The sequence below is a fragment of the Pseudoroseomonas cervicalis ATCC 49957 genome (genome assembly GCF_000164635.1).
Classification (GTDB): Bacteria; Pseudomonadota; Alphaproteobacteria; order Acetobacterales; family Acetobacteraceae; genus Pseudoroseomonas; species Pseudoroseomonas cervicalis.
The window spans coordinates 1668308-1689343 of the sequence record NZ_GG770777.1; the positions used below are offsets into that span (position 1 = coordinate 1668308).

The 21036-nt window shown below is 71.0% G+C and carries 26 protein-coding genes and 1 tRNA gene; 16 read left to right on the forward strand and 11 right to left on the reverse strand.

All coding sequences use genetic code 11. From position 1 onward, the window contains the following. Positions 1-10 precede the first annotated feature (10 nt). From HMPREF0731_RS07240 to HMPREF0731_RS07270, 8 genes are all read right to left on the reverse strand, one after another. Complete coding sequence (locus HMPREF0731_RS07240; protein ID WP_007003409.1) at positions 11-2152, reverse strand: terminase gpA endonuclease subunit; 2142 nt, start codon at positions 2150-2152, stop codon at positions 11-13. Then, positions 2115-2708, reverse strand: coding sequence for a terminase small subunit (locus tag HMPREF0731_RS23085; protein ID WP_157135951.1), 594 nt, complete (start codon positions 2706-2708; stop codon positions 2115-2117). Before HMPREF0731_RS23085 ends, HMPREF0731_RS07240 begins: the two co-directional genes overlap by 38 nt. Positions 2709-2878: 170 nt before the next feature. After that, entirely contained in the window at positions 2879-3355 is a 477-nt protein-coding gene (locus HMPREF0731_RS26475) for an HAD domain-containing protein (protein WP_169312262.1), read from the reverse strand. An 18-nt stretch (positions 3356-3373) separates the two neighbouring features. Then, complete coding sequence (locus HMPREF0731_RS07250) at positions 3374-3973, reverse strand: hypothetical protein (RefSeq protein ID WP_157135952.1); 600 nt, start codon at positions 3971-3973, stop codon at positions 3374-3376. A 147-nt stretch (positions 3974-4120) separates the two neighbouring features. After that, positions 4121-4741, reverse strand: a complete 621-nt coding sequence (locus HMPREF0731_RS07255; protein WP_007003412.1) for a hypothetical protein — start codon at positions 4739-4741, stop codon at positions 4121-4123. A 263-nt stretch (positions 4742-5004) separates the two neighbouring features. Then, on the reverse strand, positions 5005-6819 hold the full coding sequence (locus HMPREF0731_RS07260; RefSeq protein ID WP_007003413.1) for a hypothetical protein: 1815 nt from the start codon (positions 6817-6819) through the stop codon (positions 5005-5007). After that, positions 6816-7508, reverse strand: a complete 693-nt coding sequence (locus tag HMPREF0731_RS07265; RefSeq protein ID WP_007003414.1) for a hypothetical protein — start codon at positions 7506-7508, stop codon at positions 6816-6818. The genes HMPREF0731_RS07260 and HMPREF0731_RS07265 overlap by 4 nt, the downstream gene beginning before the upstream one ends. Before the next feature lie 106 nt (positions 7509-7614). Next, entirely contained in the window at positions 7615-8070 is a 456-nt protein-coding gene (locus tag HMPREF0731_RS07270; protein ID WP_169312263.1) for a hypothetical protein, read from the reverse strand. A 235-nt stretch (positions 8071-8305) separates the two neighbouring features. Between HMPREF0731_RS07270 and HMPREF0731_RS07275 the strand changes: the two genes are divergently transcribed. The 13 genes from HMPREF0731_RS07275 (at position 8306) to HMPREF0731_RS07330 (ending at position 16472) form a co-directional block, all read left to right on the forward strand. Further along, positions 8306-8815, forward strand: a complete 510-nt coding sequence (locus HMPREF0731_RS07275) for a hypothetical protein (protein ID WP_007003416.1) — start codon at positions 8306-8308, stop codon at positions 8813-8815. Further along, positions 8812-9483 (forward strand): helix-turn-helix domain-containing protein, encoded by a 672-nt coding sequence (locus tag HMPREF0731_RS26540; RefSeq protein WP_245538260.1) that lies wholly within the window; start codon positions 8812-8814, stop codon positions 9481-9483. Before HMPREF0731_RS07275 ends, HMPREF0731_RS26540 begins: the two co-directional genes overlap by 4 nt. A 264-nt stretch (positions 9484-9747) precedes the next feature. Continuing rightward, on the forward strand, positions 9748-10281 hold the full coding sequence (locus HMPREF0731_RS07285) for a hypothetical protein (protein WP_007003419.1): 534 nt from the start codon (positions 9748-9750) through the stop codon (positions 10279-10281). Then, positions 10278-10691, forward strand: coding sequence for a hypothetical protein (locus HMPREF0731_RS07290; protein WP_007003420.1), 414 nt, complete (start codon positions 10278-10280; stop codon positions 10689-10691). The genes HMPREF0731_RS07285 and HMPREF0731_RS07290 overlap by 4 nt, the downstream gene beginning before the upstream one ends. Beyond that, positions 10681-11046 carry a hypothetical protein gene (locus tag HMPREF0731_RS07295; RefSeq protein ID WP_007003421.1) on the forward strand — a complete coding sequence of 122 codons (366 nt, stop codon included), beginning with the start codon at positions 10681-10683 and terminating at the stop codon, positions 11044-11046. The genes HMPREF0731_RS07290 and HMPREF0731_RS07295 overlap by 11 nt, the downstream gene beginning before the upstream one ends. Then, positions 11043-11351, forward strand: coding sequence for a hypothetical protein (locus tag HMPREF0731_RS07300; RefSeq protein WP_040612021.1), 309 nt, complete (start codon positions 11043-11045; stop codon positions 11349-11351). Before HMPREF0731_RS07295 ends, HMPREF0731_RS07300 begins: the two co-directional genes overlap by 4 nt. Then, a complete protein-coding gene (locus HMPREF0731_RS07305) occupies positions 11348-11668 on the forward strand; it encodes a MarR family transcriptional regulator (protein WP_007003423.1) in 321 nt (106 codons plus the stop codon). The genes HMPREF0731_RS07300 and HMPREF0731_RS07305 overlap by 4 nt, the downstream gene beginning before the upstream one ends. Further along, positions 11665-11889: a hypothetical protein gene (locus HMPREF0731_RS07310; protein WP_007003424.1), complete on the forward strand. Its 225-nt coding sequence runs from the start codon at positions 11665-11667 to the stop codon at positions 11887-11889. Before HMPREF0731_RS07305 ends, HMPREF0731_RS07310 begins: the two co-directional genes overlap by 4 nt. Further along, on the forward strand, positions 11882-12322 hold the full coding sequence (locus tag HMPREF0731_RS24125) for a hypothetical protein (protein ID WP_007003425.1): 441 nt from the start codon (positions 11882-11884) through the stop codon (positions 12320-12322). Before HMPREF0731_RS07310 ends, HMPREF0731_RS24125 begins: the two co-directional genes overlap by 8 nt. After that, positions 12322-13998: a ParB N-terminal domain-containing protein gene (locus tag HMPREF0731_RS07315; RefSeq protein ID WP_007003426.1), complete on the forward strand. Its 1677-nt coding sequence runs from the start codon at positions 12322-12324 to the stop codon at positions 13996-13998. Before HMPREF0731_RS24125 ends, HMPREF0731_RS07315 begins: the two co-directional genes overlap by 1 nt. A gap of 163 nt (positions 13999-14161) precedes the next feature. Then, on the forward strand, positions 14162-14593 hold the full coding sequence (locus HMPREF0731_RS07320) for a dATP/dGTP pyrophosphohydrolase domain-containing protein (RefSeq protein ID WP_245538261.1): 432 nt from the start codon (positions 14162-14164) through the stop codon (positions 14591-14593). Continuing rightward, positions 14583-14924: a hypothetical protein gene (locus tag HMPREF0731_RS07325; RefSeq protein WP_007003428.1), complete on the forward strand. Its 342-nt coding sequence runs from the start codon at positions 14583-14585 to the stop codon at positions 14922-14924. Before HMPREF0731_RS07320 ends, HMPREF0731_RS07325 begins: the two co-directional genes overlap by 11 nt. A 381-nt stretch (positions 14925-15305) precedes the next feature. Then, positions 15306-16472 carry a tyrosine-type recombinase/integrase gene (locus HMPREF0731_RS07330; RefSeq protein ID WP_007003429.1) on the forward strand — a complete coding sequence of 389 codons (1167 nt, stop codon included), beginning with the start codon at positions 15306-15308 and terminating at the stop codon, positions 16470-16472. Positions 16473-16479: 7 nt separating this feature from the next. Here the strand turns inward: HMPREF0731_RS07330 and HMPREF0731_RS07335 are convergent. Both HMPREF0731_RS07335 and pip read right to left on the reverse strand, forming a co-directional pair. Beyond that, positions 16480-16553: transfer RNA gene (locus HMPREF0731_RS07335), tRNA-Arg, on the reverse strand. Positions 16554-16618: 65 nt separating this feature from the next. After that, a complete protein-coding gene (gene pip / locus HMPREF0731_RS07340; RefSeq protein ID WP_007003430.1) occupies positions 16619-17569 on the reverse strand; it encodes a prolyl aminopeptidase in 951 nt (316 codons plus the stop codon). A gap of 114 nt (positions 17570-17683) precedes the next feature. Here pip and HMPREF0731_RS07345 point away from each other — a divergent pair, with 114 nt between their 5' ends. Continuing rightward, positions 17684-18463 (forward strand): hypothetical protein, encoded by a 780-nt coding sequence (locus tag HMPREF0731_RS07345; protein ID WP_040612023.1) that lies wholly within the window; start codon positions 17684-17686, stop codon positions 18461-18463. A 73-nt stretch (positions 18464-18536) separates the two neighbouring features. Continuing rightward, positions 18537-19472 (forward strand): metal ABC transporter solute-binding protein, Zn/Mn family, encoded by a 936-nt coding sequence (locus HMPREF0731_RS07350; protein ID WP_007003431.1) that lies wholly within the window; start codon positions 18537-18539, stop codon positions 19470-19472. A 66-nt stretch (positions 19473-19538) separates the two neighbouring features. On the opposite strand, the gene HMPREF0731_RS07355 is transcribed toward HMPREF0731_RS07350, so the two are convergent. Next, the gene (locus HMPREF0731_RS07355; RefSeq protein WP_007003432.1) at positions 19539-19886 is read right to left on the reverse strand and encodes a DMT family protein; all 348 of its coding nucleotides are present in this window, start codon (positions 19884-19886) and stop codon (positions 19539-19541) included. 254 nt (positions 19887-20140) lie between these two features. Between HMPREF0731_RS07355 and accD the strand changes: the two genes are divergently transcribed. Then, on the forward strand, positions 20141-21036 hold an 896-nt coding region (gene accD, locus HMPREF0731_RS07360; RefSeq protein ID WP_007003433.1), incomplete at its 3' end, for an acetyl-CoA carboxylase, carboxyltransferase subunit beta.

The following is a 21036-nucleotide window of genomic DNA, read 5'->3' on the forward strand; positions in this document are numbered from 1 at the left end:
CACCCCTCTCCTATGCGTATCGGCGCCCCCGGCTCTCGACCTGCACCGCGACGCGCGGCCGGGGCTGCACCACCACGGCGGCCGCCAGCGGCCGGCGCGGCTGCTCGGCCACGGGCGAGCCGGCGGCGTCTGGCACCACCGGCAGCGGCGGCGCCGCTTCCGGCTCTGGCGGCGCCGGCAGCCCGACCAGGCTGTTGCGGTCCCATTCGTCAGCCCAGGCCGGCGGGCGCTCCCAGTTGAGACGCCGCATGCCGTGCAGGCGGGCGCCGAGATGACAGCCCACCATCAGGTCCAGCACCTCGTTGCGGGCGCCGTCGCTGCGCTTCTCCCAGCGGCCCAGGCGGTTGCGCGCCTCGGCCGTCAGCTGGTCGAAGAAGTCCGGGAAGCCCTGGTGCAGCGCCGCCGGGAAATGGACGTAGCCCGGCCCCGGCATCATGCGCTGCAGGTGGCCAGACAGGTCGTTCTTCGCGCTGTCTGAGTTGAAGATGGCCACCGGAACCTGGCCGCGCGCCGCCGCGCGGCGATCGGAACGGGCATCCGGGTAACTCACCACCAGCCGCCCGTCGGCGCCGCGCTCGCCCTTGCTGGGCAGGATGTTCCAGGCGTCGCGCCCATCGATCCGTCCCAGCTTCCGGGCCAGGCCCTTCTGCCGCCAGCGCATCCACGCCTCATAGGCCCGCTCCGTGGTGCCGGGCAGGCCGTAGGCGTCGAACATCACGCAGCGCGGCTGCATCACCCGCCCCGAGCCGTCAGCGAGCGGCAGCGGCCGGGTCAGCTCGGTGAAGAGCTGCAGCCAGTCCTCCGGGCTCGTGGCCGGCTCGGCCGGGCGGCGCGCGTAGTCCAGGACCCAGGATTCGCCGTCGACGCCCCAGCCGCGGCGGAGGACCTCGAAGCGGTTGCCCTGGGCGTCGGCCGACACCGTGAAGAAACGGACCCCTGGCGGGATCTCGCCCAGCGCCAGCGCCGGCTCGACGCGCTCCTTCAGCACCTCCGGGTCCAGCGTCCCCAGCGACCGCAGCGGCGCCGGAGGCTCGCCCCAGGTCTTGGCCATGACGGTGCGCAGCGCGGTGTCATCGGCATCCGCCTCGGCCTTCCGCTCGGCCTCGACACGCGCCCGCGCCATGCCGCCGATGCCGCCCATCACGAAGGGCGACATCAGCCCATGGATCCAGAAAGCCGCGATCCGCTTGAGGTGGCGCTCACCCGTCACCCGGCCGTCTGCATCGATCTCCTCGCCCAGCCCGACCCAGCGCGCCGCGCGGTTCATGTCCCGCCGGACGTGGTCCTCGATCTTGCCCTGGCAGTGCGGGCATTTCAGCCGCGCCATGGCCTCGATCTCGTCCAGGGGCGCACGGTCGTCATAGTCGAGCAGCATGCGCGTGTGCGTGCCCGGGTTCGGGCTGCTGTAGCCACCGCAATGCGGGCAGGGCCACCACCAGGTCCTGCGGTCGCCGCGCGCGTAGAGCGACATGATGCCGCGCTGCCGGTCCACCGGCATGTGCAGCGGCAGGCCCTGGTCGGGGTGCGAGATGGCCAGCAGCATGGAGTCGGCACCGGCCGCCTGGCGGCGCGGGTCCAGCCAGGCCATCGGATCGCCCATGGACTTGTCGTAGGCGTCGACCTCATCCGCCACGATGCGCGTGACGTGCTTGTTGATGAGGTTGCTCGCCGTGAAGGCCAGGAATTCGGCCCGCATGGCGCGGAACCGCTTGAACTCCACGCTGTCCCGGCCGTGGCGCAGATGCCCGATCAGCTTGTCATGGGCCTCGAGCATCGGCTCGATCCGGCCCTTGACGTAGGCATCCTTGGTCGGGTCGGTCTGCATGTACCACAGCAGGTCCGCCGGATCCTCGGCGATGCTCTTCAGCAGCCAGTTCTCGGCCACCATGGTCTTGCCGCAGGCCCCAGGGCCGACGATGGCAACCGTGTCGTGCTCGCGATGGTCGAGGGTCTCCATCGGCTCGACCAGATAGGGCGCGTCGCCATGGTCCCAGCGGACCAGATGGCCGCCCACCGCCGACTTCACCCAGCGCGAAGCGGCCGTGAATTCGGCTGTGCCGATGGCGCGCGGCGGCAGCAGGGAATCGAACGTCTCGATCAGCAGCCGGGCGGGGTCAGCATAGGGTATCTGGCTGGGCCTGATCCTCTTCATCTGCGCCCTCTTCCTGGTCGCCTTCGCGCAGCTCAGGAGACAGCAGCGACACGAGGCGATCCCGCAGCACTGTCTGCTGGTCCTGCACGAAGCGGCGCATGTCCCGCACCACGGCGTCCGGCAGGTTATGCCTTCGCCCCATCTGCACCGGCATGGCGCCCAGGGCCTGCGTCAGCTCGCGCCATGTCCGGTCCAGCAGGAACCGGATCTGGCTCTTGTCGAGCAGGAAGGATCGCTCCTTCTTCAGCCGGTCGAGATCGCGGGCGTTCTTGATCTCCTGCCCGAAATCCTTCGATCCGAGCTCCCGCTCGCTGGGCTCGCGGAGGCCGGCATCCAGGAGACTGAGCTGCGCGAGCTCCGCACTGCGCGTCCGCTCCGCCTCCGCCTCATCCTCGCGCTTGGCGGAGATGAAGGCGCGGACCTCCTCCGCATCGAACTGCCACGGCGTGCCCGCGCCGCCGCGCTGCAGAATGGGCATGTCCGGGTAGCGCACCGTCAGGTCGCGCATCGTGGGCAGGCTGACGTCGAGGAGGCGCGCCATCTCCTGCAGGTTCACCACCGGCATCGCCACCCCCCGGACGGAAACAGGAAAAGCAACAGAAGCCGTTGTTTTGCTTCTAAAATTCGGGGTGAACCCGGGCCGCGAATTACTCGCGGTGGACCCCCCCCTTCAGGAAGGACCCAACAGGGGGGGGGTGCCCCCTTCCTGCCTCTCCTTGCGCCGCCTCAGGCCCTCAGACGGGCCACGGCTGCATCCACCTGGCCAGCCTGAAGGCCGCAGCGCCAGTCGACAAAGAGAAGGTTTCCCCTCAGCCCTTCCAACCCTGGCAGCCAATCGTCGATTACCAGGAAGGTTGGATACCCATGCCCTGCCAGCCAGCGCGAGATTTCGGCGCCCCTATTCGGGCCAGCATCATCGGTTCGCCAATCCTCATGGAAGGTCCCACGCACTCCGGCATTACGAAGCACCGGCCGGACATCGCCACGCAGGCGCCAGCTACTCGAGACCACCAAGCCCGCGCCAGAGGCGGCGGTAATCGTATTGAGGGCACCGATACAATGCGGCACCAGAACCCGCCTGGATGAATGGATCGGTGGTTGGGCCGGGAAGCGCCCTCTGCTGTGACGGAAGGGTACCGAAACTGGCGGCGGCACCCTCAACGCCAGAACTCCATCTATGTCGAGGAAGATGACAGACTTCATGCGCGGCCCCCGCCTGCCCTACCTCGCGGTGGCCCTGGCCCGAGCGATGGCTTGCTGGAGCGCGGGGCCGAGCCGCGACCGCACCGACTTGATGACCCGCGCCTTGAAGCCGAACACCGGCTTGTAAGTCGCCTCTCTTTTGAACGCCGCCAGCAGCTCCGGCGGCTGATCCTCGCGGCGGCGCCAGAAGCCGCCAGCACCACCCGGCCCCGTGCCGATGAAGACCCCGGGCTTGCCCTTGAGGTTCTTCAGCGCGTTCCGCGCCATGTTGCCATACTGGTTGCGCCGGATCTCGACAGGGACAACCAGCGCACGCCGGCCCGCCTTGGGCTGCACGACGCCGCCGGTCTCCTGCGGCGCCAGATACTCGGCCTGGCGCTGCCGGATGTAGACCCTGGCCATCGGCGCACCGCGGCGCGCCGGCTGGATGGCGACACCGTTCCGGGTGAATGGGGTCGGCTGGTCGAAGATGCTGGGCAGCTCCTCCCTTACCTCATCCGCCGCGCCTTTGGCCGCCGTGGTCAGGGTCAGCGCCTCAACGAATGGCATTTGCCGCGAGAGGCTGAGGAGGGCCTTTTCGAGACGCGGCAGATCGGTCCGGATGTGCAGATCGATCATGGCTTCGATTGCCCCCGCAGGATGGACGCCGCCGGCGGCCATTCTGTCCTGGCCGGCGCAAACAGAAACGCCCGGTGGCCGTAAGGCTCCGGGCGCTCGTGCTGCAGATTTTGACAACCTAGCGGCGTTTTGGATGAAGTCAACCACTTAGCTGCGGCAGTAGTCGTCCGCGACCATCCAGAGGTCGGCCAGCCGCGCGAGGCCGCCTTGCAGGGCATAGAGCCGGCCAGCGCAGCTCTCATCCTGGCCGGCGACAGCTTCCACGGCGCTTGCCTGTGCATAGGCAGCTTCGCCCCCAGGCTGCCGGAGGTGTTCCAGGGCCACATTCACCCGCTGGCGGTAATGCTCGCGCGCCTCGACGGCGTGGAGGCCGCTGGACGCGGCAAAGCCGCTGCTGCCCAGCGACGCCACGACCCGCTGCATGGCGACCGAGCGCAGCCAGTAGAACCTGAACAGCATGCCCGCGTGCCAAAGGCGGTCGACCAGCTGGCCGCGCACGTTGAGGGCGTCCAGCCTGCACTCGATGCGGTTGCGCCTGACCCGCAGAACAGTGACCCGATCGACCCAATCGAGTTCCTCGGGGAAGGCCACGATGCGCGCCTCCTCCGGCATGCGAGCCTGGGCGGCGGGGCCATCGGCACCCTCATCCTTGGGCACCTCGACCAGCGCCTTCCGGACAGCCCGCGCCGCAGGCTTCCGCAGCGAGCGCGCAACGGCGCGAGCTGCCGAGTGGTGGGCTTGCATGTTGCTGTTGTTCCCGATGCTCATGTTGCGGCCCGCGTTACCCGCGTTACCCGCCTGTTACCTCCTTCTGTTACCTATAAGGTATTGAATTAGAAGGATTGTATCAGAGGTAACGCTAAAGGGTGGGTATGCTCGTGTAGGAGAGAGAAAGCGCACCGGCCTTTGCATCAGCGCGCATATAGGGAATTGGCCGTTACCGCGTTACCTCGTTACCTGCCCAATGTTTCCAATGGGTTGGCGGTAACGCCCCGGGTAACGGGGTAACGCTGTGGGGGCACGGGGCCAGTTCATTCGCCCCCCTCGCTGCTGTTCAGAGCCAGCAACTCCAGGGGCAGCCACGTCCCTCGGCTCTTACCGCCATCGGTGAAGTGCATCGTCGGGCCGACTTCGACACCTTGGAGGTCCCGAAGGGCGCGATGCCAGACGCCATCCTTCCACCTAGTGTCGGCGAAGAGGCGTTCCGTGGCGGGGCCGCTGCCAATCCATAACCCAGGCGGGGGCAAGGGGCCATAGGTCAGTTTCAGCCGGTTCCGGCCGAGCTTGGAGGCCCATTCCTTCCGGAAATCCGCGTCGCCGCGCTTCGACCAGGCGGCCGAGAGCGCGCCGGCGATGGTGTCGGTGGTCCGGCCATCGCGGGACAGCTCGATTCGGGAGCCCAGGAAGTGCTGCAGCACCAGCTGCGGCGTGTCCTCCTCCGCCGTCTCCTCCTCGGTGAGGTAGAACTCGCGGAACTCCTCCAGGATGTGCCCGGCATCCTGCTGGGTCAGCGGCTCGTCATGGGCGAGCACCTGCCAGCCGGCCAGCAGGGCGGCGAGCTGGTCAGCGGCGCGGCCGGTCGACTGGCGCTCGACGGCGGCGGCGCGCAGCAGCGCACGGTTCTGCAGGTAGATGCCGAAACGGTTCTGCAGGCGGCGCAGCAGGGCCGGATACAGCTCCTTCGCGCGGCTGATGGCCTCCTCCACCCGAGCCTCATTCTGGGCGGCGGGGCGGCGCATCTGCAGCAGGGTGATGCGGGAGGCATCCGCCGGGGCCAGGACCACCGGGGTGATGGCCGCCAGCAGGAAGCACCCGTTGACGCGGAAGGTGCGCGCCTCGCCCTCGGCATTGCCGCGCGCGGTGACGGCGCCCTGCCGCCCGCTGGCGCCGCGCATGAGGTCGAGGATGCGGGCGATGTGGCCGGTGTTGGCCTCGGCCTCATCCACTGGGATCAGCACCGCGCGGTTGTCATAGACCTGGCGTAGCGCCGCCTCGCTGGTGTCGGTGGTGGGCAGGCTGCCGCCACAGGCCGCCGCGATCCAGCGCATCAGCGCCGACTTGCCAGAGCCGAAGGGGCCACGCAGCAGCATGTGCGGGCGCCAGGGCAAGGCCGCCGCCAGGATGCCATTGGCGACCATGCCCAGCAGCAGGGCCGGCCCCGCATCCAGCTGGGTATGGGAGAAGGCCCAGAGGTTGAGGTCCTTCCAGAGCTGGGCGACCTGCTCCTTCGTGGCCTCTTTGGGGGTGGGGCGTGGCCGCGGCGCAGCAGCCAGGTAGACGGCGCTGCCATGCTGGTGGCCGGGCGGGTAGACCTCGCCATCGGCCAGGATGCGGTCGCCGCAATGGATGACGAGGCTGTCGGGGCTCGGGCCGAGCCAGACGCCATCCAGGCGCATCTCGCGACGTTCCACCGGCCCGGCCGCCGTGCACGCGGCCATCAGGGCATCGCCCGCGATGCGCGCGGAGAAGTCGCCGCTGCGCTGCATGACGGGCAGGCCTTTTTCGTCCCGGACGATCTTGCCGAGCGAATCGCGGATCGGCGACATGTGCGGCCAGCGGCGGGCCAGCCATGCCTTGCCGGAGGCGCCGGCATAGAGGGAGGAGATGCAGGCCGCCGCGTGCATATCCCGCGCGGCCAGAATCTGCTGCAGCCCGGCGGCGTCCAGGAAGACATAGGCCGTCGCGCCGCGGCGGGACATCACGCCCAGCGGCACCACCGCGCCGAAGCCGGTGGGCTCCTCCTCCTTCTCCTGCGGCTCGGGCCCACCCTCGGTCGCGGGCGGCTTGCGGCGGCGCTTCTCCTCCCGCACCGCCTGGTCCAGCTTGACCACATTCGGGCCGCTCATGCCGCCTCCACATACAGCTCAGGGAGCGGAGCGGCCTCGCGGCGCATCAGCGCCTGCAGCTGCTTGCCATGCTCCGTTGTCTCGGTGACCACGCCGCCCCGGAGGCCGCGCAGGAAATGCGCCTGTTCCTCGGCCGGGCCGAGCGGCAGGCATGCCCCATCGAGGGCGCGGGCCAGCCAGCGCGCGACGTTGCGCACCACCAGCACCGGCTGCTCTGTGCGATCCGACCAGTGGTCGGGGTCCAGCGCGCCGCCCAGGGCGGGCGCCAGGCCAGTCAGGCGGCGCGGCTGCTTCTCGAGCGCCTGGTCCACCACCAGGAGATCGATGATGTCCGGGCCCCACAGAGCGCGGGCGCCCAGCAGGCGCGGCTCCATGGCCGGTGTCGCCAGGCCGCTCACAGGATCGACCTCGACAAGGCACGGGTAGCGAGAGAAGCCGTCATCCGGCACCGGCGGCGCACCGCAGCGCACGGCCATGACCAGGCGGAAATCGGAATCCTTGGCGCCGCGCCAGGGCAGCGGGTCCCAGTAGCCCGGGCCGGCGCCGCGCACCGGCATGACCGCGAAGAGCTGGCGGCAGCGCCATTGGCCGTCCACGCCGCCGAAACGCTCGCGCAGCCAGGCACCATGGCGCCGCCGGTCGAGCCGCCGGACGGCATCGTCGAACAGGGCGGCGGGGTCATGGTGCATGGCATCCTGCCGGGCACGGGCTCATTGGCCGCGCCACCACAGCGCCGCCCGGCGCGCAGCCTTGGCCCGCCACAGCGTCCAGTCGGCAAGGTCGTACCAGCGGCGCTCACGCCAGATGGCGAACAGCTCCATCGGCCGGCGGGCAGGCCGCAACAGCGGCCGCGCCAGCGCCCGGAGAATGGATCGAATCATGCGAGGTCCTCAGGGCGTCGAGCCGCGCCTCGAGCAGGGCTCGGCGGGCGTCGAGACGGCGGGTTTCGGCGGTGATCCAGGCGGCGTAGCCGTCGCGGATGCGGCAGCTCTCGCTCTGGCGGGGATCGGTGGCCTCGCCATGCCAGTAGCCACGGACGCGGCGCGGCGAGATGCCGCACAGGCGCGCCACAGCGGCATAGGCACGGTCGAGGCCGGAGGGGCGGTGCGCCTGCACCATCTCGCGGATCATGTCCGGGGCGGCGATGGCGTCACTCATGGGCGCCGCGCCCGGCAGCGCGGGCGAAACGCCCGAAATTTTGGGTGAAATACCCGGCACAGCGGGTGCCCTCCATGACAGGATTCTGGCCATGGAGAGTGTTGCTGTTGCTCGTGAGTACCGACTGAGCGGCGCCGGGCTGGAACCCCGGCGCCGTTCGCATTTCGGGGAGGGGGCGGCCGATAGTGTGGGCCGCCCCCTGATCCGCCGCCGGGGGAGGCAGGCTGGCGGCGGAAGCTACGTGGGCGCGGACCGTGCCGTTGCCGGAACGGCCCGCGCCCTCCACCATGGCCGCACCCCTGCGGGCCATGGAGGAACCGGACAGCACATGATCGAGAACATTCTGATCGGCGGCGTTCTGCTGCTGCTGGTCCTGGCGTTGATCGGGAAGCTCTTCGGAGAAAAGCTGACCCGACTGGAGGCCAAGCTGCGCGCCGATCCGGCCGCGCCAGCGCCGAGGCAACCGGCGCCCCAGGCGCCAAAACCGCCGCTTGAATTCACCCGGCCGCCGCCGGAGGGCGACCGGATACGCTTCGGCTACACGGACCGGGAGGGCCGGGAATCCATCCGGATGGTTACCCCGACGCAGCTCAATTTCGGCTACACGCCGGCCGGCGAGCGGGTGATCGAGAACTTCTCGGCCTACTGCCACGACAGCCGCGCCAGCCGCACTTTCCGCGTCGACCGGATGAAGCAGGCTTACGTCTTCGACACGGGCGAAGTGTTGGGAGACGCGGCGGCGATCGAGCGCTGGCTGCTGGAGGAGCTTCCGACCCCCGCGGGCCGGCGCCGCCGCAAGCCTCGGGCCAAGCCCAAGCCGCGAAATGTCGCGGAATGAGGGACGAGTCGCGGTCATGCGGCCCGCCCATCGGCGAAGGGCTCGGCGAACACGTCAGGGCGCAGTTGATGGCAGGGGATGCCGGTCAGGCGCGAAATGGCGGCGACATGCTCGGCTGGAATGCGCCGCCATTTGTGCGGAGCCGTCCTGCTCAGACCAAGGTGGCCTGCCAAAGCCGCATTGCTGCCGGCCGCTTTGACCGCAGCCTCAACGCCAGCCCGAAGACGCGATTTGAGATCGATGTCGGCCATAAAGGATTTGTAGAGAAATTCTCTACGGCCGACAAGTCGGAAGCTTGCGATCCTCTCAACAGCCAGGAGGCAAGAAATTCAACACACTGCCTGCCCATGACAGACGCCCACCACAAAAGAGACGTGGGAGATCGGCTCCGGCAGGCGCGCGAAGCCCTTGGCTTTGGCCTCAGAGAGTTTGCTCGCCTACACGACCTCGATCCGACCAAGCTCAGCCACTGGGAAAAGGGCAAGCACTACCCCGACCCCCAGTTCATCCGCGAGCTCTGGCGGCGGCATCGAGTGAACGCCGATTGGGTCTATCTCGGTGAGATCGCTAGTCTTCCTCACAGCCTGGTGGAGAGTTTGCGGGCGGCCGAACGGGGATCACAGGGGGCTTCTTCGGCGGCTTCTGCCCCTTTGCCAGAAAAGACCTAGTCAGCACTCCACCGATCATCGCGGCACCTCCACGCGAACCATTTCAGAACATTTAAGGAACATCAAGAGCCAAAAAAACCTACACTCTAGGAATATAGGCACAAGCAGGAAGGGCGCACCGGAAAGCCCGGCCGCCATCAATCAGGCTGCTCCTTGGAGATCGCGCAACCAGCGCGTTGAGATTTTCTCAACATTTCCACTTGCTCGTAGAGAAATCCTCTACGAATATCCTCCCCGCGCCATCCCGGCGCTGGAGGCATCACCATGGGAGCGCGCATCACCCGCGCGGCCGCGACGCCGAGCCCGAATGATCTGGGATCGGCCTGCATCGGCACCCTCAATGGCGACCTGCTGATCGCGCAGCAGGGCCAGATCCTGGCCACCATCAAGGCCAGCGGCGACATCACCGGCAACAAGGTGGCGGCCCTGGCCGCCCTGCGCGGCGACCGGCTGCACACGGCGCAGCGCGTGGCCATCATGGCCGCGCTGCACCATGCCGTGCTGCTGGACGAGCGGCTTGCGGCGGAGAGCCGCCCGGCCCCGCCGCCGATGCAGGAGCTGCACAGCCTGCACCGCCGCGGGCTGCGGCTGGACCTGCATCGCAGCCTGGAAGCGCCGGGCAGCTTCGCCGTGTTCCGCGACCTTCCCCCGCCCGCCTGCCGCGCGTCCGACCTTGCCTCCGCGCGCCGCTGGGCGTTGCAGGCGGCCCAGGCTTTCCCCGGCGCGACCTTTGCCGCCTGCCAGCTGGTGGAGGCCACCCGCCTGGAGGCGATGCCGGCCCAGGAGATCGCGGCATGACCCAGGCGACACTCTCCACCGCCGCCTCTCTGCCCGCCGTCGCCATCATCGACCCCAGCCGGGGCTGGCTGGCGACCATCCACCCCTGCGGCCACATCGACGGCAGCGCCGAAGCCGCGCTCGACCACCTCTCCCGCCAGACGCCCGGCCCCGCCGCCCAGCCCGGCCACACGCTGATGCTGGCCGCGCTGCGGCTGGCGCTGCGCGGCCGGACCCTCGACGTGCCGCCGCGCTACGACCAGCAGGGTTTCGTGGTGCTGCGCAGCCTGCCGCTCGACACCGAGTTGCACCGCTCCGAGAACGCCGCCCGCGCCAGCGCCGAGGACCTGGCCGACAGCCACCCGGGCAAGGAGATCCGCGTCGCCCAGCTGCTCGCCACCTACCGCCAGGGTGCGTGCCATGTTGGGTGACGCCCTGCTGCGCCTGACCACGGCGGCCGAGGCCGCCCTCGACCGCGACCCGGCCGCCCTGCCGCCGGGCTGGATCGACGAGGTCAACCGCTACGCCAACGCCCTGCTGCGCAAGCCGCGCCCGGACCAGGCCGAGCTGCGCCGCCTGGGCGGCCGCATCGGCGGCGTGCTGCTGTCGCTGATCTCAGCCCCGCGCGGCAGCGAGGCCCTGGCCCGCCATCGCCTCGCCGAGCTGCGCCGCCACGCCGAGGCCGTCCGCGCCGCCGAGGACCCGGAGGCGTTGCGTATCCCCGAGCCCGCCAACCGCAACATCCTGGTGCAGCGCCTGACCTGGCCGCTGAAGATCGGCCGGTGAGCACCCGCCCCCACCCCCGCCCGTCCTGCGAGACCGCCGCCAATCTGCTGGCCGGCCGGCGCGGCGCGGGCGCCACCCACAACCCTGTCGGAGCCCCCATGCGCCCCTTCGACATCCGCGTGCGCGAGGTCATGGACCATCAGTGCCGCATGCTCCCGGCCGAGCGCGCCGCCGAGTTCGTCGCGCTGGAGCAGGACCGCGACCGCCTGCGCAGCATCGTGGCCGAGATGCTGCCGGCCGACACCATGCCCCCGGCGGGCGGCGCCGCGCCGGTCAGCGCCGCGAACGCGGGAGAGGCCGAATGACCCACATCACCCTCGACACGCTGCACCGCGTCGTCGTGAGCGCCGTCCGCTCCGACGCGCCGGATCTCTCCCAGCGCCAGCTGGCCGTCCTGCTCGACGCCGCGCGCCAGCCCGAGCCGCGGACCGTGCGCGGCCTGGCGGCGGCGCTGAACGTCTCGAAGCCGGCCATCACCCGCGCGCTGGACCGGCTGGAGGAGCTGTCCCTGGCGCGCCGCATCCCCGACCCGAAGGACCGCCGTAGTGTGCTGGTCAGCGTCACCCACGCCGGGCGCGAGCATCTCGCGCGCCTGGTCAGCCCCGGCGAGGTCCTCCAATGAACAGCGAGGCCAACCGCCTCCTGCTGGAGGCCATTTCGAAGATCGCCAGGGCCGTCGAGCTGATGCACGCGGACGCCTTCCCGCCGCCGGCAGCGGCGCGGCCCAGGCGCGACCACGCCTCCACGGTGCGCGCGCTGGAGCGCTGGAAGCACAGCCCCCTCCCCGTCCTGGCCGTTGAGCCCCCCCCCCATGCCTGCCGCGGAGCCGGCACCGGTGGCTGAGCCCGCCCAGCCGGCTGCGGAAGCCGCCGCGCCCGAAACCCGCCGCGGACGCGCATGGACGCCGCAGCAGCGCCAGGCCGCCGCCGAGCGCATGCGCGCGACCATGGCCAAGCGGCGTGGCGCCGCCGCCCCTGCGCCGATCCAGCAGCAGGAAGCGGCTCCCGCGCCGGAAGCGGTCCAGCCGCCCACAGCTGCGCCCCGTCAGCCGGAGTCGCCTGCTCGTCAACCGGAGACGCCGATCCGTCAACCGGAATCCGTCGCGCCGCCGCTGCCGCCGGTTGTTGATGATCCTCGTGAGGATGCTCGCAATCTGCTAGCCGCCGGCATGTCGCCGCGCGAGGTGGCCGACGAAACGGGCCTGAAGCTCAGCGAGGTTTCCGCCCTCGCCTTTGCTCTGCGCGAACAGCGCGCCGCCAGCGCAGGGAGGGCCTGATGGGCGACGTCATCCCCACGCCGCGCCAGGTCGACATCGAGGCGGACATGGCACCGCCGCGCGCGCTGCTGGCGCCGATCGGCGAGGTCGCCGCCGCCGGCGACAACCTCCGCCGCCACAGGGCGCCGGATCGTGACCGGCAGCTGCGCGACAGCATCGCCGCCATGGGCATCCTGCAGCCGCTTCTGGTGCGCCCGCGCGCCGAGGGCGGCTGGGTCGTGATCGAGGGCCATGGCCGTCTGCAGGCGGCGCAGGAGCTTGGCCTCGCCCAGGTGCCCATCCTGGTGCGGCCGTCCGGCGAGGCCGAGCAGCTGGCGGTGCAGGCGGCCACCAACATCGTCCGCGCGCCGCTGGAGCCGATCGACCAGTGGCGCGCCATCGTGTCGCTGCAGGAGCGCGGCTACAGCCTGGTGGAGGCCGCAGGTGCCATCGGCATCGCGGAGCGCAAGGCACGCCAGCTCGACCGCCTCGGCCGCCTACATCCCGCGCTGTTGGCGGAGATCGAGAAGAGCGGCATGCCGGCCGACCATGTGCTGATCCGCGTTGCCTCGGCGCCGCCGGAGGCGCAGGCCGCAGCGCTCAAGGCACCTGGCGCGTGGCAAGGCAGCGGGAAGGCGCGCCAGCTGGCTTGGCACAATCTGAGCGCCGCGCTGGCCTCCGCCCGCATCCCGCGCAGCCGAGCCATCTTCGATCCGGCCGAGGCCGGCATCGCCGTGGAGGAGGACCTCTTCGCCGAGCCCGGGAGCAAGGAGCAGTTCTTCTTCACGGACGTGCGCGGCTTCATGGCCGCCCAGGAACAGGCCCTCGCCAAGCTCGCCGCCGCGAAGCCGAAGCCCCGCATCGAGATTGTCGCGTGGAAGGAGCAGGGCCCCGCCATCCCGCGCGGCTGGATCCGGCTGTATGGCGACAAGAAGCCGAAAGGCTGCGTCTCTTACCGCGCCATCGCACCGTCCGGCTGGAACATCGGCGAGGTGGTGGAGGTCCTGGCCCTGCCGCCGGCACCGCCCAAGAAGAAGGACGGTCAGCCTGGCGCAGTGGCCTCGACCGAGGCGGAGGAGGCCGAGACGCCGCCGGTGCCGCAGCGTGAGCGGCTGACGAAGCGCGGCCGCGACATCCTGGCGCAGATGCAGACCGATGGCCTGCACGCTGCCCTGCGCCAGGACGCGGAGCAGCGCGACGAAGCCGAATGGCTGGAGCTGCTGCTGGTGGCCCTCTGCGCCGACAATGTGCAGATCCGCCCGGGCGGAACGGATCGCTATCAGCCGCTGGTGCGGTTCGGCGACATCGCAGCTCAGCTGCTGGACGAACAGGCGCAGCAGCGCGAGCTCGAACACGGCGTGACGCGGCGCCTGGCGGCCGAGGCGCTGTGCCGCATCCTCTCGGTGACGGGACCGACGCGCGCCGGCAGCGGCCGCGCCGCGCACTGGGTCGGCCGCTGGGTGGATGCGCGCGGCAGCATGCCGTTCCTGGACACGCCGGAGCTACTTGCGACGCTGTCGGCCGACACGCTGCGCCACATCGCCGCCGACCTCGACATGCCGACCAGCGGCACGGCGACGGCGCTGCGCGAGCGCCTGGCAGGCAAGGCCCGCGCCATGTGGCTCGAGGAAGCGGAGTTCACCGCGCCCGGCCCGCGGGCGCCGGAACCTGAGCCCGACGAAGAGGAAGAGGAATGAAGCACCTCGCGGAGATGGGCGTGGTGGCGCTGGTGCTGCTGGCCCTGCTGAACCTGGCGGCCGTGCTCGAGCAGGGGGCGGAGCTGCATGCTCTGCTGGGTGGCCTGTGAGCGGCGCCCCTTCCCCGCTGCCGCCCGCCGAGTTGCGCCAGCAGGCCATCGCCGTGGAGCTGCGCCTGCGGAATCCCTGGCTCTACCCAAACACCGAGGCCGGGGGCTTCCGGGCGATGGAGGACGCAGCCGCGGTAATGGGAGCCGGAGCTCTCGCCGCCCGCGCCGCGATCCGCGCGGAGCATGCCGCGTGGTCGGATGCGACCTTCGGCCGCCCGCCTGCCATCGGACCGCTCGGTCCGCTGAAGCACCTGGCCAAGGAAGCCTTGGAGGCCGCCGCCGCGCCGCACGCGCTGGAGGAATGGGCCGACCTGCAGTTCCTGCTGTGGGACGCCCAGCGCCGCGCCGGCATCACCGACGACCAGGTTGTCGCCGCCATGCGGCAGAAGCTGGCGGTCAACAAAGCGCGGCACTGGCCAGCTCCGCAGGACGGCGAGCCGCGCGAGCATGTGAAGCCTGCAGGAGGCGCCGACGATGCCGAATAGCCGCGTCATCCGCCGCCTGGGGCACAGCGTCAGCGATGCCGGTGTTATCACCTACCATGAGCGTGAGGCGACTTGGGCAGAGGCCGATGCAGTGGCCGGGCGGCGGGTGGATCGCCGACGGCTCTACTGCATCATGACCGACGACGACGGCCGCGACGCCCTGCATGAGGTGCTGCGCTGGACGCAGCACTGCACCGGCTGCACCGAGGTGCCGGAGATGACCCTTCCTCCAGATCGCGGCCCAGGCTGTCGGGAATGCGGCTATCAGGGGCGGGTGCGGAATAGCGTCTGGATCGCCTCAGACCAGGGAGGCGCCGACGATGCCGGGTGATCGCCCCATTTCCTTCGGCTCGGCCCGCGATGTGTCCGCGGACTGGGCGAGCGCCGCGGCGCCCACTGAACCGGAGGGCGGCGATGGATAGGCGGTTTCTCAGCCTCAGCGAGGCCGCTGCCTATGTCGGCGTCGGGCAGGATCTGTTTGCCGCGGAGGTCGAGGCCGGCATGTGGCCACGTCCCCTGCGGCGCGGCCGAACGGGGCGCCGCCTCACCTGGGACCGCAAGCTGCTGGACGCCAGGGCCGACGCGCTCGGCCAGGAGCATGGAGGCGCGCCGCAGCCCCCGCCAGCACCCGATGCCGCAGACCTCGGTCACCAACAGCCCGCTGGCCCTGCCAGCCGGGAAGCCGAATTGCTCAGAAGGATTGCCAGCCGCCATGACGGCCAAGCCGCCGCCGGCCGAGGACGTGCCCGCCGGACTTAAGCCCATCCGCAAGCGTCTCGCGGATGGAAGCTTTCGCACCTACTACTTCGACCGCCGCACGGGCACCGCCCTTGGGACGGATCGCGCCGTGGCGATTGAGCGCCTCCGCGACATGCGCGAGGAAGCGCTTGCCCCTCCCGCCGTGGAGCCGGGCAGCTTTGAGGCCCTGGTTTCCGCCTTTCGGGCCTCGCCGGAGTATCTCGACAAGCGGGCCACCACCCGGCAGCAGTATGCCTACGAGATGACGGAGCTGCTGCGCGACCTGCATGGCAGCCTCCTGTCCGACATCACGCCGGCGGTGGTCTATGCCATCCGTGACCGGACGGCCGCCGCCGGCCATCGCCACAAGGCCAACAGCCTCATCCGCATGCTCCGCATCCTGTTCGGATTCGCCAAGCGCCGCGGGCTGGCGGCGACAAAGCCCACCGATGACGTGCCCCTGATCGCGGTGGAGCCCCGGACGGCCGTCTGGACCCCGCAGCAGATCGAGGCATTCCTGACCGGTGCCCGCCCCAGCCTGCAGGCTGGCATGGCGCTCCTGCTCTACACGGTGCAGCGCCTCTCGGACGTGATGGCGCTGACGAGGGAGAACCTCCACGAAAACCCGGCGGATGGGCGGCTGTGGATCGGGCTACGGCAGCGGAAGACCTCCGCCCTGGTCTGGACGCCCTGCCACCAGCGCCTGGCGGCAATCTTGAGGGCCTTGCCGCCCGAGCAGCACCACCTGGTCCCCTCGCCCACCGGCCTGCCCTGGCCCAAGCGCAATTTCGCCCGGTCGTGGGACGCGCACCTGCAGCGCCGCAACAAGCAGCTGGCGGAGCAGGGCTTGCCCCTGATTCCGGCGCTTCAGCGCCGCGACCTGCGCCGCACGGGGATGGTGCAGATGGCCCTGGCCGGCGCCACGCCAAACCAGATCGCGGCCGTATCAGGGCACAGCATCGACCAGACCATGAAGATCCTGGACGTCTACATCCCACGTCGGGGCGACGTAGCAGCGGGCGCCATCACGGCCTGGGAATCGAGTCCCGGCGGAGAGACCTTCTCGGCCTTCGAAAAAGGGGGCGGAAACCAGTTTCCGGTTACCGGAAACCGGAAAACGAGCAGTTCGGTAAAGACTTGAAAAGGCATGTCCCCGGCGGGATTCGAACCCACGGCCCCCAGATTAGGAATCTGGTGCTCTATCCGGCTGAGCTACGGAGACGCCGCGCGCAGGATAGCGGAGTTCGCCGCGCAACGGAACCGGGCCCGGCCCGGTGGCGGCGCGCCTCAGCCGCGGCGGCGGAAGCGCTCCACCGCCGCCACCAGCGCCACCCGCACGCCCGGCTCCAGCGCCGAATGCCCGGCATCGGGGATCACGGTCAGCCGCGCCTTCGGCCAGGCGGCCGCCAGGTCGAAGGCGCTCTCGGCCGGGCAGACCATGTCGTAGCGGCCCTGCACGATCTCCGCCGGCAGATGCGCGATGCGCGCCATGTGGCCGAGCAGCCCCTCCGGCGGCAGGAACAGGTCGTGGGCGAAGTAGTGCGCCTCGATCCGGGCGAGGCCCAGCGCCGTGCGGTCCTGCGCGAAGCTCGCCACCGTCTCCGGGCTCGGCATCAGCGTGCTGCACAGCCCCTCATACTGGCTCCAGGCGCGGGCGGCGGCGAAATGCACCTGCGGGTCCGGGTCGGTCAGCCGCGCCAGATAGGCGGTCAGCAGGTCGCCGCGCTCGGCCTCGGGGATGTGCTCGGCGAATTGCGCCCAGGCATCGGGGAAGACGCGGCGCATGCCGTAGAGGAACCACTCCACCTCCGCCGCGCGGCCGAGGAAGACGCCGCGCAGCACGCAGCCCTGCACCCGCTCGGGGTGGGCCTGGGCATAGGCCAGCGCCAGCGTCGAGCCCCAGGAGCCGCCGAACAGCAGCCAGCCCTCGATGCCGAGGAAGCGGCGCAGCGTCTCGATATCGGCCACCAGGTTCGGCGTGGTGTTGCCGGCGAGCTCGCCCAGCGGGCGGGAGCGGCCGGAGCCGCGCTGGTCGAAGATGATGATGCGCCAATGCGCGGGGTCGAAGAAGCGGCGATGCACCGCCCCCGCCCCGGCCCCCGGCCCGCCATGCAGGAACAGCACCGGCTGGCCCTGCGGATTGCCCACCTGCTCCCAGTACATGACATGCCCGCCGGACAACGGCAGCAGGCCGGTCTCGTAGGGTGCGATATCGGGGAAGAGGTCGCCGCGCGGCATGGCGCGATCTTTGGCGCGACCGGACCGGCCGCGCAACACCGCGGCCGCGGCGATGACCGCTTTTGCGCGCCGCCGCCCCTTCGCGCCGGGCGGCTTCGTGCCTAGCTTGGGGGGATGGCGACCTCCTCCACCCCTGCCGGCTCTCCCTCCGCCGGTTCCAAGCCCGGCGGCGCCCCCGGCGGCCTGCGCTGCGCCGTCTGCGGGGGCGAGAGCCGCCAGCCCCCCTTCCGCCCCGGCCCGCCCGAACAGGCGCCCGATCTCGACCTGCGCCCCGGCGAGCCGCTGCGCGGCACCATGGCGCGCTGGCTGCAGCAATGCCCGCATTGCGCCTATGCCGCCCCCGACATCGGCCGCGCCCATCCGGCGGCGGCCGAGGCCGTGGCCGCCGCCCCCTTCCGCGCGCTGATCGCCGACACCAGCCACCCGCCCCTGGCCCGCCGCTTCCTGGCCTGGGCGCATGTGCTGGAGGAGACCGGCGCGCTGCACGCCGCCGCCGAGGCGACGCTGCACGCCGCCTGGGTGGCCGACGACATGAACCGCCCCGACCTGGCCGCGCATTGGCGGCAGGAGGCGGTGGCGCTGTGGCGCGGCGGCCCGCCGCTGGATGCCGAGCAGAATGTGCGGGTGATCGACGCGCTGCGCCGCGCCGAGGCCTGGGAGGATGCCGCCGCCACCGCCCGCCACCTGGCCGAGAGCCGGCCGGAGGAGGCGGTGGCCCAGGTGGTGGCGCTGGAGCTGCGGCTGATCGCCCAGCGCGATGCCGGGCGGCATACCCTGGCCAGCGCCCTGCCGCCGCCCTCGCAGCAGCGGCGGCACCAGGCGCACCGGCGCGGCCAGCCGCCGGCCGGGCCGGGGCTGTGGCAGCGCATCGCCGGGCTGTTCCGCCGCCGATAGAAGGCGCCGCGCGGGCTTGCTTTCACGGCCATGGCGGCGCATCTGGAACACTATAACGTTCCTGGAGACCGCCATGCAGCGCCGCGCCTTGCTGGGCCTCGCCCTCGCCTCCCCCTTCCTCGGCCGCGCCGCCCTCGCCCAGGGGGCGCCCCTGCCGGTCGTCGCCTCCTTCTCCATCCTGGGCGACATGGTGCGGCAGATCGGCGGCGACGCCGTGGCCGTGCGCAGCATCGCCGGGCCCGATGTGGACGCGCACAGCTTCCAGCCCCGCCCCTCCGACGCCCAGGCGCTGCGCGAGGCGAAGCTGCTGGTGCGCAACGGCCTCGGCTTCGACCCCTGGGTGGACCGGCTGGCCCGCTCCGCCGGCTATGCCGGCACCGTCGCCACCGCGACCGAGGGCGTCACCCCCCGCAGGATGGAGGAGGCCGGGCACAGCCATGGCCACGGGCACAGCCACGGGCATGGCCACAGCCATGGCAGCGAGGACCCGCATGCCTGGCAGGACCTGCGCAACGGCCAGATCTACGCCCGCACCATCGGCGAGGCCCTGGCCAAGGCCGACCCCGCCCGCGCCGAGACCTTCCGCGCCGCCGCCACCGCCTATGCCGGGCGCCTCGGCGCGCTCGACGCCTGGGTGCGGGAGCAGATCGCCACCGTGCCCGAGGCGCGGCGCAAGGTCGTCACCAGCCACGACGCCTTCGGCTATTTCGGCACCGCCTATGGCGTGCGCTTCCTGGCGCCCCAAGGGGTCAGCACCGAGAGCGAACCCTCCGCCGCCCAGGTGGCGCGGCTGATCCGCACCCTGAAGCAGGAGAACATCACCGCCCTCTTCCTGGAGAACATGGCCAACCCGGCCACGCTGAACCGCCTGGCGGCGGAGGCGGGGGTGACGGTGCGTGGCAAGCTCTATGCCGATGCGCTCTCCGCCGCGGACGGGCCGGCGCCGACCTATGAGGCCATGGTGCGGCACAATGTCGGGCTGCTGGTGCCGGCGATGCGCGGGAACTGACAGGACAGGCCAGGGGCGCCGCCCCTGGACCCCGCCGGGGTGGCAGGGCCACCCCGGACCCCGCCTTCAGTCCACAGGCAAGAAGATGAACACCACGGCGGCGATCAGGCAGCCCATCGCGGCCAGATAGGTCCAGCGCAGCGGCTCCCCCAGCACCATCACCGAGAAGCCGCCGAACACCATCAGCGTGATCACCTCCTGCATCACCTTCAGCTGCTGGCCCGTATAGGCGCCATAGCCGATGCGGTTGGCCGGCACCGCCAGGCAGTACTCGAAGAAGGCGATGCCCCAGCTGATCAGCACCGCCATCCAGAGCGGCCAGGAAGGCTGCTTCAGATGGCCATACCAGGCCCAGGTCATGACGATGTTGGAGCCGACCAGCAGCAGCGGCGGCAGCAGCAGGGCAAGGTTCATCGGGGCATCCCGGTTCGGTGGCACCACCCCGCGAGGCGGGGCGGGGGCGGCAAGGAGAGGCTGGCGCCGGCCAGGGCCAAGCATGCCACGCCGGCCCTGCCAACGCCCGCTCGCGCCGCTGTTTTCCGCGTGGCGGGAACTTCACCCGCAGGCCATCCATGCCGGGGCGCGGGGCGCCTTTCCTCTTGCCTCGGCAGGGCGCCGGGCCTAACCAGCCGGCTTCTCAGGCTTTCAGGAACAGGGAAAGGGTCCGCATGAACTGGATCAGCGAATGGGCGCTGCCGAAGATCCAGACATGGCTCGGCCGCAAGGAGGTGCCGGACAATCTCTGGCACAAATGCCCCGCCTGCGAGCAGATGATCTTCCACCGCGACCTCGAGCGCGCGCAGCATGTCTGCACCCATTGCGGGCACCACATGCGCATCCCCGCCGCCAAGCGGATCGAATACACGCTCGACGCCGGCTTCCAGCGCATCGAGCTGCCCAAGGCGCCCGCCGACCCGCTGCGCTTCCGCGACCAGCGCCGCTACGCCGACCGGCTGAAGGAGGCGCAGGCGAAATCCGGCATGGATGACGCCGTCGCCGTCGCCCATGGCACCATCGAGGGCCGCCGCGCCGTCGTCGCCGCCTTCGAGTTCGGCTTCATGGCCGGCTCGATGAGCCCCGGCGTGGGCGAGGCGCTGGTCACCGCCGCGCGGCTGGCCGTGCTGCAGGACGCGCCGCTGATCGTCTTCACCGCCTCGGGCGGCGCCCGCATGCAGGAAGGCGCGCTGAGCCTGATGCAGATGCCGCGCACCGTCATCGCCGCGCAGATGGTGAAGGAGGCCGGCCTGCCCTTCATCGTCGTGCTGTGCGACCCGACCACCGGCGGCGTCACCGCCAGCTTCGCCATGCTGGGCGACATCCAGATCGCCGAGCCCGGCGCGCTGATCGGCTTCGCCGGCGCCCGCGTCATCGAGCAGACGGTGCGCGAGAAGCTGCCCGAGGGCTTCCAGCGCGCCGAATACCTGCTGGAGCACGGCATCCTCGACATGGTGGTCAAGCGCGGCGCGATGCGCGAGACGCTGGCCCATGTCATCGGCCTGCTGCGCGAGCCGCTGCTGCCCGAGGCGGCGCCCGAGCCCGCCCTGGCCGAGGCCGCCGCGCCCGA